We start from the raw sequence: 13,616 nt of genomic DNA, 5'->3' as shown, positions 1-13,616 counted from the left end.
GACAGGTGAGCACAGGCGAATGCCGAAACACCTGATACTCAAGACACCTGCCGTTTCGGACACCATCGTGACTTCCGGCCAGACAAGATCACCTGCGAGCCAAGTCCCAGCAGACGGGATCGTCGCATGGTTTAGGCCGCAAATTCCGGGTGCTCGAAGGCCTGTACGCTGGCCGCATAGTCTTCGTCGACCTTGCGAACCCGGACCAGACATGTCTGAGCGCTACATCCCTGCGACAGCGACGACGAAGGCACATCCAGCGTCAGGGCATTGGGATTGCCATGGCGCTCCAGACTGCGGTCAAAATCCATGTCGAACCACGCACCCGTCGAGAGCCTGACCACACCCGACATGATCGCGTCGGAAATCACCACGGCCGAAATCAGACGTCCTCGCTCGTTATGGATTTCGACGAGATCTCCCTCGCTGAGATCGCAATGCTTTGCATCCGTGGGGCTGATGAGAACCGGCTCGCGCCCCTTCACCTTCCCCGCCTTGCTGTGAGGGCTTGCGTCCAGCTGGCTGTGCAGACGTCGCACAGGCTGGTCGGAAATCAGATGGAACTGATCCTCGCTCTCCCGGTTGCCCAGCCATTCCGGCGGCTCGAACCATGTCGGATGACCGGGGCAATCATCAAGGCCGAAGCTGTCGACCATCTCGGAAAAGATCTCGATCTTGCCGGAAGGGGTCGGAACCGGGCTCTCTTCGGGACTTTCACGAAAATCCTGCAGCATCACCACCGGAAGTGCCTGGGGCTGAAGGTCGAAAAGACCATCCTGCCAGAACTGGTCGAAACTCGGCATCTCGACACCCTTTTCGCGAGCATTGGCGGAGGTCACGCCATAAAGCCGCCGCAGCCAGCCTTCCTCATCGAGATTTTCGGAAAAATTCACGCCCATGCGCAGCGCAAGTCCGCAAAAGATATCGAAGTCGTTGCGCGCCTGCGCATACGGTTCCGAAACCTTGTGCATCGCCACGATCAGATCCTCGCCGCCGGATGACGCAATATCGTTGCGCTCCAGAGGGGTCGTGACCGGCAGTACGATATCCGCAAGCTTGGCGGTCGGCGTCCAGTATGGCTCGTTGACGATGATCGTCTCCGGCTTCTGCCAGGCTTTCAGCAAGCGGTTGAGATCCTGGTGATGATGGAACGGGTTGCCGCCCGCCCAGTAGACGAGCCGGATATCCGTATAGCGATGCTCCTTGCCGTTATAGGTGAAGGCCTCGCCCGGATTGAGCAGCATGTCGGTGATCCGTGCCACCGGAATGAACGCCTTGACCGGATTTTCCCCTTGCGGAAACGCGCCTGACTTGAAGCGGACATTGTCGTGTCCGACGGAATTGAGCGCACCATACCCGACCCCGAAGCCACCACCCGGCAAGCCGATCTGTCCCAGCATCGCCGCCAGTGTCACCAGCATCCAGAAGGGCTGTTCGCCATGAACGGCACGCTGCAGCGACCATGAGATATTCAGCATCGTTCGGCTGGACGCCATCTCGCGGGCAAGCGAAGCAATCCGGTCGGCATCGATGCCGCAGATGGCGGCGGCCCATTCCGGCGTCTTGGCGATCCCGTCCGCCTCACCCGTCAGATAGGCTGCAAAACGGTCATATCCGACACAATGGCTATTAAGGAAATCCAGCTGCGCCAGTTCTTCGATGTGAAGCACATAGGCCAGCCCTAGCATCATCGCGACATCGGTATTCGGCCGGGCGGCAATCCACTCGCTGTCGACCGGCATATTGTCCGAGACCGGGCCGATATTGATGAAGCGCGTGCCGTTCTTTTCCATCTCCAGCATACCGGCCACCACGCGGTGCCGCCCTGCCCCGCCGGCCGACATCTGCGCATTCTTGACCGGCACTCCGCCGAAGGTGACGAAAAGCTCGGTATGCTTGGCCATCACATCGAAGGATGTATGTCGATCCAGCAGGAATTCGGTGGAGCCTATCGCATGCGGCAGGATCACCCGTCCGGCGGCGAGACTGTAATTGTCGACCGACGACACATAGCCGCCAATCAGGTTGAGAAAGCGATGAACCTGGCTCTGCGCATGGTGGAAACGCCCCGCACTTGCCCATCCATAAGAACCGCCGAAGATGGATTCATTGCCGTGCTCGCGCCGCACCCGGTCGAGTTCGGCCGCCAGAAGATCAAGCGCCGTATCCCAGTCGACCTCGACGAACGGCTCGCGCCCGCGCAAATGCGGATTGGCACCCGGTCCCTTTTCGAGCCAGCTCTTGCGGATCGAAGGCCTGCGGATCCTCACATCCGTCAGGTCTTTTGCAGCCATGTGCAACCCGATCGGAGACGGATCGGGATCTTGCGCAAAACCTTCAAGCCTCAGCCCAGTCTCACCGGCTTTCACTTCATAGACGCCCCAATGGGCCGCAGTGAATGTCTTACCCATTGGTGAAGTCCGCCTTCTCTCCTACTTCGCCGGAACCGGCTGTGTCTGCCGCCGCTGCAAAGCCTCGATAACGATCCGCGCGCCATCCTCGATCGCATGTTCGATCGCCTCGCGAGCCGCAACCGGTTGTCGCTCATGCAGGGCAACCAGCAGGTCGTCGTAATTGTGGTGTTCTCCTGTTCCCGACTGGACTTCCGGATAAAGGTAGTTGAACCCGGGACCGGCCCTTAGCCACAACAATTCGATCACCCCGAGAAGCGTCGGCATCCGGGCCGCAGCATACAGCACGAAACGGAATTTCTTGTTCAGTGTCAGGGCCAGATGCTGGTCCTTTTCGGCCTTTGCCGCGAGATAACGTGTGAGCAGCGCCTTCATCGTGGCGATCTCGTCGGGCGTGATCTGCGACGCTGCATTGAATGCCGCAAGGCCTTCGACCGATTTGCGGATCTCGGAAATCTCCGAATATTGCTCCACCGTCATCGTCGGCACCCTGAAGGATTGCGCCGGTTCTGCCGTCAGAACCCCGGAGGCGGCAAAACGCACCAGCGCCTCGCGCACAGGCGTGATGCTCATTCCGAGCGAATCCGCCAGCTCCTTCGTGACGAGCCGGGTTCCCGGCTCAAGCCGCCCTTCTATCAGGGCGGCACGGATTTCGTCTTCCACATGGGTAACCAGGCTCCTTCGGGGAGCCGCATTGAACAAAGCTGTACTCACTTAGACCTCACCCTTGGAAAAATTGCCCGTTTTTTGGCACTCAATCGAAAATGCCCATATCTTGCCCACAAAGAATATATCATATATCTTAGCAGATAATAATAGCCCCCTGACGAATACATTGTCAGGATATCAGATACCAACACCAGAGGAAGTGAAGGCCCCCATGAAAAGACTTGCTGCCATTGCGCTCGCTGCATCCATGCTGCTGCCAATCTCCACGGCCATCGCTTCGGCGACCGATATCGTCGTAGGTCGCGGCGCGTCGACCACCGCGATGGATCCCGGCTTCCTCAAGGAGAGCGCCACGATCGTCGACAACATCTTCGACACTCTTGTCATGCGCGACAAGGAGATGAAGCTGGTCCCGGGCCTTGCCACCTCGTGGAAGGCGATCGACGACACGACCTGGGAATTCAAGCTGCGCGACGGCGTGAAATTCCACAACGGTGAGGCGATGGATGCCGAAGCGGTCAAGTTCACCATCGACCGCGTCATCGATCCCGCCGCCAAGTCCCCGACCGTTTCCTACATCCGCACGGTCGAAAGCGTCGAAGTCGTCGATCCGCTGACCGTCCGCATCAAGACCAAGGGCGCCGATCCACTTCTGCCCACCCGCATGAGCCGTTACCCCGCCTATATCGTGCCGCCGAAATACGTGAAGGAAGTCGGCAACGACGTCTTCGCCCGAAAGCCGGTCGGCACCGGCCCTTACAAATTCGTCGAATTCGTTCCAGACCAGCACGTCATTCTCGAAGCAAACAAGGATTACTGGCGCGGCGCGCCGTCGATCGACAAGGTGACCTGGCGCGCAATCCCGGATGGCACGGCGCGTATCACCGCACTGCTGACCGGCGAAGTCGACCTGATCGAAAACGTCCCCGTCGATATCGCCCCGATGGTCAAGGACAGCCCGGATACCGATCTTGTCCAGGTCAAGAACGGTGGTCTCACCATCTATCTCGGCCTCGTGATGAGCGAAAAGCCGCTGGATAACATCAAGGTCCGCCAGGCACTCAACATGGCGATCGATCGCCAGTCGATCGTCACCAACATCCTGCAGGGCATGGCATCGCCACGCGGCACGCAGGTCGGCGCCGCTGATTTCGGCTACAAGGATTTGCCGGTCACGCCCTACGATCCGGCAAAAGCAAAGGCTCTTTTGGCCGAAGCCGGCCTGCCGAACGGCTTCTCGATCAAGATGCAGTCCACCCACCGCTACATGAAGGACAGTGAAGTCGCCCAGGCGATTGCCCAGCAGTTCGGCGATATCGGCGTCAAGATCGATCAGGAAGTGCTCGACTGGTCCGTCTATACCCAGCAGGTTCCGCGCAAGGGCCCGATCTTCATGCTCGGCTGGGGCTCCACCCAGACGCTCGATGCGGATGCCGCCGTCTACGCCATCTTCAAGACCGGCGAGCCCTATTCGACAGCCTCCATTCCGGAACTCGACAAGCTGCTCGACGAAAGCCGCTCGATCGTCGACCCGGCAAAGCGCGAAGCTGTTCTTGCTCAGATCCAGGATCTCGCCGCCGAGCAGGTGCCGGTCATCCCGCTCTATCAGGAAGATGCCCTTTACGGTAAGGCTAAGTCGGTCACCTTCGAAGGACGCCCGGACGCCCGTATCCCGATCTTCGACATCAAGAAGCAGTAATCGCGCATGACACGGTTCTGGAATGTCAGGGACAACGCAGATGCGATATTTGCAACGTTCCTTCTGATCGCGGTTCTGGCGCTTTGCGTCCTCGTGCCTCTCCTCTGGCCGATCGACCCGGTGCGCGGAACCCTGACCGCGACATTCAAGCCACCGCTCTCCGTCATTGGCGGAGAGCTTCATCCCCTGGGAACAGACCAGCTCGGGCGGGATCTCCTCGCCCGTCTTGGGCTTGGAACGGCGATCTCGCTGTCGATCGTGCTTGCCGCCTCGGTCATCTCGGTCGTACTCGGCACGACGCTCGGCATGATCGCCGGTTATTACCGCGGCTGGTTCGACATCATCATCATGCGCGCCGTCGATGTGCAGCTCGCCATCCCGTTCATCCTGCTGATCCTGCTCATCGTTGCCGTCATCGGCCCGAGCATGGGCAATCTCGTCGTCGTGCTCGGCGTTACCGGCTGGGCGGTGTTTGCCCGCGTCGCCCGCGCCAAGACGCTCGAAATCCGCGAGCTGGAATATATCGACGCCTCGCGCTCCATCGGCCTGTCCAACATGGTCATCATCTTCCGCCATGTCCTGCCCAACATTGTCGGGCCGATCACGGTGCTGATGACGCTCGACCTGCCGCGCCTCATCATCCTCGAAGCCTCGGTCGGTTTCCTGGGCCTTGGCGTGCAGCCGCCGACCCCGACGCTTGGCAACCTGATCGGCGAAGGCCGCTCCTTCATCCTGCTTGCCAACTGGCTGGTGCTCTATCCGGGCCTCGTTATCGGCGCGCTGGTGATCGGCTGCAATCTGATCGGTGACTGGCTCGTCCGACGTGCCGACAGCAGGAATGCGTAAAATATGAAGACCTTGAGCTTTATCACCGGCCGCGCGCTTCAGGGCCTTGTCGTCATGTTTGGCGTCTCGGCCATCGTGTTTTTCGCGCTCTTCCTGACCGGCGACCCGGCAGCCCTGATGATGCCGCCCGAAGCCTCGCGCGAGGAGATCGAGGCATTTCGTCAGGCCATGGGTTTCAACGATCCGATCTGGGTTCAGTATGGCCGCTTTCTCGCAAGTGCCGTAACCGGCGAACTAGGCATGTCCCTGCGCTTCCAGCGCCCGGCGCTCGATCTCCTGATCGAACGCCTGCCGGCAACCGCACTTCTGGCCATTACCGCACTCGTCTGGAGTTCTCTCCTCGGTTTCCTGCTCGGCACGATCGCGGCGGTGCGCAAAAACAGCGCCATCGATTTCGCCATCCGCGTCATCTCGCTGCTCGGTCAGGCCATCCCGGTCTTCTGGCTGGCGCTGCTGTTGATCATCTTCTTTTCGCTTAAAATGCGCTGGCTGCCATCGAGCGGCATCGGTTCGGTCTGGCATCTGATCATGCCGTCCATCGCGCTCGGCGCCTATTATCTCAGCGCCATCACACGACTGGTCAGAGCAAGCCTCATTGAGGTACTCGGCGAAAACTATATCCGCACCGCCCGCGCCAAGGGCATCTCGTCCTGGCGCATCATCGTCCATCACGCGCTGCGCAACGCGCTGATCCCGGTCATCACCGTGCAGGGCATGTATTTCGCCTCGCTTCTCGGCGGCGCGCTGGTGACGGAAATCATCTTCGCATGGCCGGGCATCGGGCGGCTGGCTGTCGAGGCGATCCAGAACCGCGACTTCCCGGTCGTTCAGGCCGTCGTTCTCTTCGCCGCGGCCGTCTTCGTCATCGTCAACTTCCTCGTTGATCTCGCCTATGTCTGGCTCAACCCGAGGATCAGGCTGTGACTTCGGACGCCACTTTCGACGCGGCTCTCGACCTCACCCGAGAGTGGTGCGAAATCCCGTCGGTCAAGGGCGATGAACGGCAGATCGCGCGACAGGCGGATGCGGTTGTCAGCTGGCTAAAGAGCGAACTCGGCGCAAGCATCGTCTCGGCTGAATCTTCGAACGGCCGTCCGCCGGTTATCCACGCCCGCATCGATGTCGGCGCGCAAAGGACCGTCATCCTCTACAACATGTATGACGTCATGCCCGCCTCACCTGAAGGCTGGTCGGTCGATCCGTTCAAGGGCGGTATCGTCGATCTCGAAGGGATTGGCAAAAGCTTCGTTGCCCGCGGCGCGGAAAACAACAAGGGGCCGCTCGTCGGCATGCTTTTCGCCGTCAAGGCGCTGGCGGATGCCGGAAAACTGCGCGTCAATGTCGAGATCCTCGTCGATGGCGAAGAGGAAAGCGGCAGCGGCGCGATGCGCGACTATCTCGCTGCGCCGGATTGCCCGGTACGCAAAAGCGCGTCCGCGATTTTCCCCTCTTTCTGCGAATATGGCGGCGGCGCACCGCGCGTCTATCTCGGCTTTTCCGGCATCGCCAAGGGCGAGGTGCGGGTCGAAGGCGGCGCATGGGGCGGCCCGAAAACAGCCATCCATTCCAGCAACGCCCCGTGGATCGCCAATCCCGCAAGCCGGCTGATCGAAGCCCTGTCCCTGATCGGCAAGCCGCCAACCGGCGAACTGGCAAGGGTCGCGATCGACGCGGAAGCGGCAGGAATAATATCGCTTCTGGCAAAAACCTTCGATCCGGCAGCCGAACTGCGCTTCCGCAACACCGAAACCTTCTCGCTGCAAGGCGATGCGCAGGCGCTGCTCGAACACGTCCTCTCGACCGCATCCTTCAACATATCCAGCCTCGAAACCATGCCGCTTGGATCCGATGGCGTCATCCCGCATGGCGCGCGTGCCGCTTTCGAACTGCGCACACCGCCCTCGCTCGACCCGGCCGATTTCCTCGGCCAGTACCGGATGGCGCTCGAAAAGGCGCCGGGCGCGATCCTCAACGTTGCCGACAGCTATCCCGGCTTCCGTTTTGCCGCCAATGCACCCGGCGTCTCGGCCCTTCTGAAAAGCTACGAGACCAACGCCAACGCCCCGCCGCAGATCTGGCCCTGGGCAATCGGCGCCGCACCCGCCTATGCATTTGCTCGCCACGCAAACTCCTTCCTGCTCGCCGGCGCCGGTCGCGGCGGCAACGCGCATGGCATCGATGAGTTCATGACGCTCAAAGGTTTCCGGCGCTTCATTCAGTCGATAACACTCTGGCTCGAACACATCGTAGACGAACCGGAGGCCGCGTGAGCACCATCCGCCATCTCTCCCGCAAGGATGCAATCGAGGCCGGCGCGCTCGATTGGGTGGCGGCCGTGGAGGATATCCACGCCACGATCCGGCTCTTGCGCAGCGGCGAAGCAGGCATGGTCGCCGAAAGCGTCATGCCGCTGGGTAGCGATCCCCGCAACAAGGCCTATGGCCTGCCGGCTTTCGTCGGCGGCGCTTATGATGCCGCCGGTCTGAAATGGACCGTCCACCGCGCAGAGCCGATCGGCGACCTGCCGAGCATCAGCAGCACGACAATCATCAACCGCCTATCGGACGGCGCACCGGTCGGCAGCGTCGAAAGCGCACTCCTGACCCGCATGCGCACCGCAGCCGTCTCCGCAGCAGCAATCAAGTCTCTGAAGCCGGCCGGCATAAGAACAGTTGCGCTGCTTGGTGCCGGCGCGCATGCGCAGACCCATCTGGACATGTTGCTCGCCCTGTTTCCCGGTCTCGAAGCGATCCACCTCTGGAACCGGACACGATCAAACCTCAATCCCCTGATCGAACAGGCCGGGCGTAGCTCCACCCGCATCCTCCCTCATGCCGATTGGCATGACGCGCTGGCCGATGCGGATGTCGTCATCTGCTGCACGTCTTCACCGCAGCCGTTTCTGGGCAGATCCGCCGTTCGGCCCGGCCGGCTGATCATGCAGATCGGCTTTCACGAAGTCATGTTCGAGACGATCGCGGCAACCGATCTCGTCACCGTCGATCTCTGGGGCGATTTCGCCGAGAAGAGCGCCAAAAGCCTGTTCCAGATGTACCGCGCCGGTGAATTTTCGCCCGAGCAAGTGGCGGCGGATCTCCCGGCCCTGCTGCTCGACGGATGGCGGCCGGAGACAAGCGCATCGCTCTATTTCTCCAGCTTCGGTCTCAACGTCTTCGATATCGCCTTTGCCGCCCGTGTGCTGGCCCGAGCCAACGACCTGAACATCGGCACTCTTCTGCCGTCCATCTGATACGCATTCCCGAAAGGATCCGGCCATGATCATCACCGCCGCCGAACTCATCAAGTTGCTGCCAGAAGGCAAATTCGTCCCCGTCGACGTGCGTCCCGAAACGGCATGGCGCGAAGCCACCATTCCCGGCGCGGTGAGCCTCAATGTCTATGACTATTTCATTCCCGAAAGTGACGAGGCGGGCATAACCGGCATGGCCGCCGGCGCTCGCGAAGCCTTCGACCGGCTGGGCCTCGGCGGCGATCGTATTCCCGTCTTTTTCGAGGAACAGACCGGCATGATTTCGCCACGCGGCCTCTGGTTCTATGAACTCGTGGGCCTCAAGGGCGGCCTTATCCTCGATGGCGGCATCCAGGCCTGGAAGGCAGAAGGCGGCGATACGGCGTCAGGAATAGGCTTGCCGGATGTCATCGCGCAATCCGAGACAAAAGGCCTAAGCTTCCATCGCGAACTCGTCGCCTCGACGGATGACGTGCTGAACCACGCGGATCATGACGCCGATATTTTCGACGTCCGCCGAAAGACGGAATTCGAAGGCACATTCCACCATGCCTGCTGCGCTCGCCCGGGTCGCATCCCCCATTCGCATTTCGCCTTTTACGAGGATGTGCTGAAAGACGGCAAATACCGCCCGGCCGAAGAAATCCGCCGGATCGCCGAAGAAGCAGGCCTGTCGCCGGATCGCGAGATCATCACCTATTGTCACCGCGGCGCCCGCGCAGCGACCGCGCTTTATGGCCTGAAACTCGCAGGTTTCGACAAGTTGAAAATCTATGTCGGCTCATGGCATGAATGGGCTGGCAACGCCGCCTTGCCGATCGAAATCGGCCCGGCCGAAGAAGTCTGACCCTCAGGCCGGGCTGACAACGCGGCCCGGCAAACGGCACCGGATCTCAGTAACAATCTTCGACGGTGTAATGGACCGGGATTTCGGCAATGCTTGCCGTCTTCGGCAGTTCGAGAACCATATGCACGATCTTGGCGATATCCTCCGGCTGGGTCAGCTCGGAACTGTCGCGGCTCGCCAGCGCATTGCCCATGTCGGTCGCGACAAAGCTCGGGCAGATGATCGTCGAACGGACACCGTTCTCCTTGCCGCATTGGCGCAGGCCATGCCCGAGCGCCACGGCCGCGAATTTCGACATCGCATAAAGCCCGGAGCCCGCGGATTTTACCCGCTTTCCAGAAAGCGATGCCAGCGTCACGATCCGCCCGTTCGGTGCCTTTTCGAGATGTGGCCAAGCCAATTGGCTCAGCCGCATCGGCGACTTGACGTTGACATTGAAGATCAGGTCGAAATCATCGTCACCAGCCTCAAGCACGGTCTTCGGCGTCATGATCCCGGCATTGTGGACCAGGCCATCGAGACGACCGAAACGGGCGATCGTCTCTTTCATCCATGAGCGTTCGCTCTCGGGATCGAGCGCATCGAAACGGCAGACAAGCGCGTTCGCATTGTCCTTGAATGCGGAAGCCTCCGGGCTTCTCACCCCGAGGCTCACCGCCCAACCCTCGGAAAGCAGCTTTTCCGCAATCGAAGCACCGATGCCGCGCGATGCGCCGCTGATCATTGCCACACGGTTCGACACTGTCATTCTTTCATTCCCTGCCAGTTCACGTCACGCTGCGGCAGCGGCATTGCCCCACTCGTCGCCCCAGGATTGCACGAAGTGTCCCGGTGAAACCTCCACATAATCCCGCTTCGGCGGAACATAGGAGAGCGACCGGACCGGGCTCTTGATTTCCTCATTGCTCAAACCACGGCGAATGCCACGACGGGCCGGGTCCGGAATGGGAACGGCAGCCAGAAGCCGCTTTGTATAGGGATGTTGCGGATTCTCGAAGATCGCCTGCCGCGGGCCGATCTCGACAATCTCGCCGAGATACATCACGGCAACCCGATGGCTCATCCGCTCCACCACCGCCATGTCGTGGGAAATGAACAGATAGGAAAGCCCCATGTTTTCCTGCAGGTCGAGCATCAGGTTGATCACCTGAGCCTTGATCGATACGTCGAGCGCCGACACCGCCTCGTCCGCGACGATGATCTGCGGCGCCATGGCAAGCGCTCGGGCAATGCACAGGCGCTGCCGCTGGCCGCCGGAAAACTCGTGCGGAAAACGGCTGGCCATATCCGGCTGCAAGCCGACCTTCACCATCAGGTCCGCCACCCGGTCGCGGGCGTCGCTCTTGCCGGATGCGATCTTGTGCGCCAGCAGCGGTTCGGCCACCGCATCGCCGACCTGGATGCGCGGATTGAGGCTGGCGAACGGGTCCTGGAAAATCATCTGGATATGCCGGCGCATGGCGCGCATGTCCTCACCCGTCAGGCCGAGTATCTCCTTGCCGTCAAACTTCACCGAACCGGACGTCGCATCCTGCAAACGGATGATCGTGCGGCCGGTCGTCGATTTGCCACAACCGGACTCGCCGACAAGCGCCAGAGTTTCTCCGGCTTTGAGATCGAAGGAGACGCTCTCAACGGCGTGGACACGCCCCGATGTGGACCCCAGAAACCCGCTGCCGATATCGAAACGCGTCACCAGATCACTGACCTGCAGAAGCGGCACCGGTTCGGCAGACACGGTGTCCTTGACCTGTGGCATCGCAACCGGCACGCCCGTCTCGACATCCACCAGCGGAAAACGGGCCGGACCTGCCTCGCCCTGCATCGAGCCGAGCTTGGGCACTGCGGAGAGAAGTGCCTTGGTATATCCCCGCTGCGGCTCGGCAAAAATCTGCTCGGTCTGGCCGCGCTCGATCGCCTCGCCCTTGTACATGACGAGCGTCCGGTTGGCGATTTCGGCAACCACGCCCATGTCATGGGTGATGAAGAGAACGGCCATGCCCTCTTCTTCCTGCAACAGCTTGATCAGTTCGAGGATCTGCGCCTGGATCGTCACGTCGAGCGCCGTCGTCGGCTCGTCGGCGATCAGCAGTTTCGGGCGGCAGGCAAGCGCCATGGCGATCATGATGCGCTGGCGCATGCCGCCGGACATCTGGTGCGGATATTCTTCGAGGCGCTTGGCGGCGGAAGGAATGCGCACCTTCTCCAGCAAGCCGCGCGTCTCTTTCATCGCGTCCGTCAGGGATAGGCCGCGATGCGCAACCAGCACTTCGGAAATCTGGTCGCCGATCGTCAGCGACGGATTGAGGCTCGTCATCGGCTCCTGAAAGATCATCGCGATCCGGTCGCCGCGAACATCGCGCATCCTGCGCTCCGGCAGCGTCGTCAGTTCCTGCCCCTCGAGCTTCACCGATCCTTCGATCCGGCAAGTCTCGGGTGCATAGAGCCGCATGATCGACATGGCCGTCACGCTCTTGCCGGAACCGGATTCGCCAACCAGCGCCAGCGTCTCGCCCGCATGGATATCGAAGGACACGTCGCGCACGACGGGAAGCCAGACACCTTTGCGACGGAAAGAGGTTTTCAGGCCCGACACGGTCATCACAGGTGCGCTCATGGACGGGTCCTTTTTCTCTCAAATTCGGGTCCGGGGCAATAATTTGCCTCTTTATATTGCATGCCACAAATGAAAGCATCTTGCCAGCATCGATATAGGATATATTATATATCCATTGATCATTGCCGGTCGCATCCGACCTGCCGCATCCCGTGATTCAAGAGGAAATCTGCATGAAACTCGAAGCGATCCCCAGGCTCTCCCTTGGCTATCTGCCGACGCCGATCGAGAAGATGGAGCGCCTGAGCGCCGAGCTTGGAATTACGCTTTCGGTCAAGCGGGACGACTTCACCGGTTTCGGCGGTGGCGGTAACAAGGTGCGCAAGCTCGAATACCTGATGGCCGATGCCGTCGCCCAGGGCGTCAAGGTGCTCATCACCACCGGTGGCCACCAGTCCAACCACGCCCGCATGACGGCTGCTGCCGCTCGCAAATACGGCATGAAGCCCATTCTCGTCCTGCGCGGCAATCGCCCGGATCTTTACCAGGGTAATCTCCTGCTCGACCATCTCTTCGGCGCCGAGATCGATTTCCTCGATCCCGATGCCTATTTCACCGAGATCAACCCGCGCATGGCCCACCATGCAGCAGAAGCTGAGGCACGGGACGAAAAGGCCTATATCATCCCGCTCGGCGGTGCCAGCGCACTCGGCGCCATGGGTTATGTCAACGCGGTCAAGGAACTCTCCGAACAATATGCCGCCGCCGGAACACCCGCTCCGCGCTATCTCGTTGCCCCGGTCGGTTCGGGCGGCACGCTTGCCGGCCTGCATATCGGCTGCTCGCTCTATTGGCCCGAGACCGAAGTTGTCGGCATCGCCGTCACCGGCAGCGCGGTTCCGTTCAGCGAACGTATCGCCGTGATGGCCAATGCCGGCGCAGAACTGCTCGACCTCGAAAAGCGCTGGACCGCCGACGATATCCGTATCGAGAACGACTATATCGGCCCCGGTTATTCCATTCCGTCGGATGCAGGTAATGCGGCCATCAAGCTTGCCGGCAATCGCGAAGGCATGCTTCTCGATCCCGTCTACACCGGCAAGGCTTTCGCCGGCATCATCGGTTGCGTCGAGAAGGGCAGCATCGAGAAGGGCAGCTCCGTCCTCTTCATCCATTGCGGCGGCTCCCCTGCTCTCTTCCCTTATGCCGGCCTGCTGACCAGCGATCTCGCTGGCTGAACCAAAGCCAGCAGACCGGACCTAATGCCGGACACCCCTCCCCAACTAAACCTCCCATATTGCCCGAACGCGTATGGGGGGTCTTTTTTGCCCTGACGG

At 60.9% G+C, this 13,616-nt stretch carries 11 protein-coding genes; 7 read left to right on the top strand and 4 right to left on the bottom strand.

The window, feature by feature from the left end; all coding sequences use genetic code 11:
• Positions 1 to 131 precede the first annotated feature (131 nt).
• Both GGE33_RS00120 and GGE33_RS00115 read right to left on the bottom strand, forming a co-directional pair.
• On the bottom strand, positions 132 to 2,411 hold the full coding sequence (locus GGE33_RS00120; RefSeq protein WP_183820777.1) for a molybdopterin guanine dinucleotide-containing S/N-oxide reductase: 2,280 nt from the start codon (positions 2,409 to 2,411) through the stop codon (positions 132 to 134).
• A gap of 21 nt (positions 2,412 to 2,432) precedes the next feature.
• Positions 2,433 to 3,125, bottom strand: coding sequence for an FCD domain-containing protein (locus GGE33_RS00115; protein ID WP_206823805.1), 693 nt, complete (start codon positions 3,123 to 3,125; stop codon positions 2,433 to 2,435).
• A 166-nt stretch (positions 3,126 to 3,291) separates the two neighbouring features.
• Here GGE33_RS00115 and GGE33_RS00110 point away from each other — a divergent pair, with 166 nt between their 5' ends.
• The 6 genes from GGE33_RS00110 to GGE33_RS00085 are packed head-to-tail and all read left to right on the top strand — an operon-like array spanning position 3,292 to position 9,722.
• A complete protein-coding gene (locus tag GGE33_RS00110) occupies positions 3,292 to 4,779 on the top strand; it encodes an ABC transporter substrate-binding protein (protein WP_183820776.1) in 1,488 nt (495 codons plus the stop codon).
• A 6-nt stretch (positions 4,780 to 4,785) separates the two neighbouring features.
• On the top strand, positions 4,786 to 5,625 hold the full coding sequence (locus tag GGE33_RS00105; RefSeq protein ID WP_183820775.1) for an ABC transporter permease: 840 nt from the start codon (positions 4,786 to 4,788) through the stop codon (positions 5,623 to 5,625).
• Positions 5,626 to 5,628: 3 nt separating this feature from the next.
• Positions 5,629 to 6,549, top strand: a complete 921-nt coding sequence (locus tag GGE33_RS00100) for an ABC transporter permease (protein ID WP_183820774.1) — start codon at positions 5,629 to 5,631, stop codon at positions 6,547 to 6,549.
• On the top strand, positions 6,546 to 7,895 hold the full coding sequence (locus GGE33_RS00095; protein WP_183820773.1) for a M20/M25/M40 family metallo-hydrolase: 1,350 nt from the start codon (positions 6,546 to 6,548) through the stop codon (positions 7,893 to 7,895). The genes GGE33_RS00100 and GGE33_RS00095 overlap by 4 nt, the downstream gene beginning before the upstream one ends.
• The gene (locus tag GGE33_RS00090) at positions 7,892 to 8,875 is read left to right on the top strand and encodes an ornithine cyclodeaminase (RefSeq protein WP_183820772.1); all 984 of its coding nucleotides are present in this window, start codon (positions 7,892 to 7,894) and stop codon (positions 8,873 to 8,875) included. The genes GGE33_RS00095 and GGE33_RS00090 overlap by 4 nt, the downstream gene beginning before the upstream one ends.
• Positions 8,876 to 8,900: 25 nt before the next feature.
• Positions 8,901 to 9,722, top strand: a complete 822-nt coding sequence (locus GGE33_RS00085) for a sulfurtransferase (RefSeq protein ID WP_183820771.1) — start codon at positions 8,901 to 8,903, stop codon at positions 9,720 to 9,722.
• 46 nt (positions 9,723 to 9,768) lie between these two features.
• Here GGE33_RS00085 and GGE33_RS00080 read toward each other — a convergent pair whose 3' ends face one another.
• Positions 9,769 to 10,470 (bottom strand): SDR family NAD(P)-dependent oxidoreductase, encoded by a 702-nt coding sequence (locus GGE33_RS00080; protein ID WP_183820770.1) that lies wholly within the window; start codon positions 10,468 to 10,470, stop codon positions 9,769 to 9,771.
• 24 nt (positions 10,471 to 10,494) lie between these two features.
• The gene (locus GGE33_RS00075) at positions 10,495 to 12,339 is read right to left on the bottom strand and encodes an ABC transporter ATP-binding protein (RefSeq protein ID WP_183820769.1); all 1,845 of its coding nucleotides are present in this window, start codon (positions 12,337 to 12,339) and stop codon (positions 10,495 to 10,497) included.
• Between the two features lie 173 nt (positions 12,340 to 12,512).
• Between GGE33_RS00075 and GGE33_RS00070 the strand changes: the two genes are divergently transcribed.
• Positions 12,513 to 13,517: a 1-aminocyclopropane-1-carboxylate deaminase/D-cysteine desulfhydrase gene (locus tag GGE33_RS00070; protein ID WP_183820768.1), complete on the top strand. Its 1,005-nt coding sequence runs from the start codon at positions 12,513 to 12,515 to the stop codon at positions 13,515 to 13,517.
• Positions 13,518 to 13,616: the final 99 nt, after the last annotated feature.

The organism is Aliirhizobium cellulosilyticum (genome assembly GCF_014198105.1).
In the GTDB taxonomy this organism is placed as follows: domain Bacteria; phylum Pseudomonadota; class Alphaproteobacteria; order Rhizobiales; family Rhizobiaceae; genus Neorhizobium; species Neorhizobium cellulosilyticum.
This window is presented reverse-complemented; position numbering and strand designations above follow the sequence as displayed.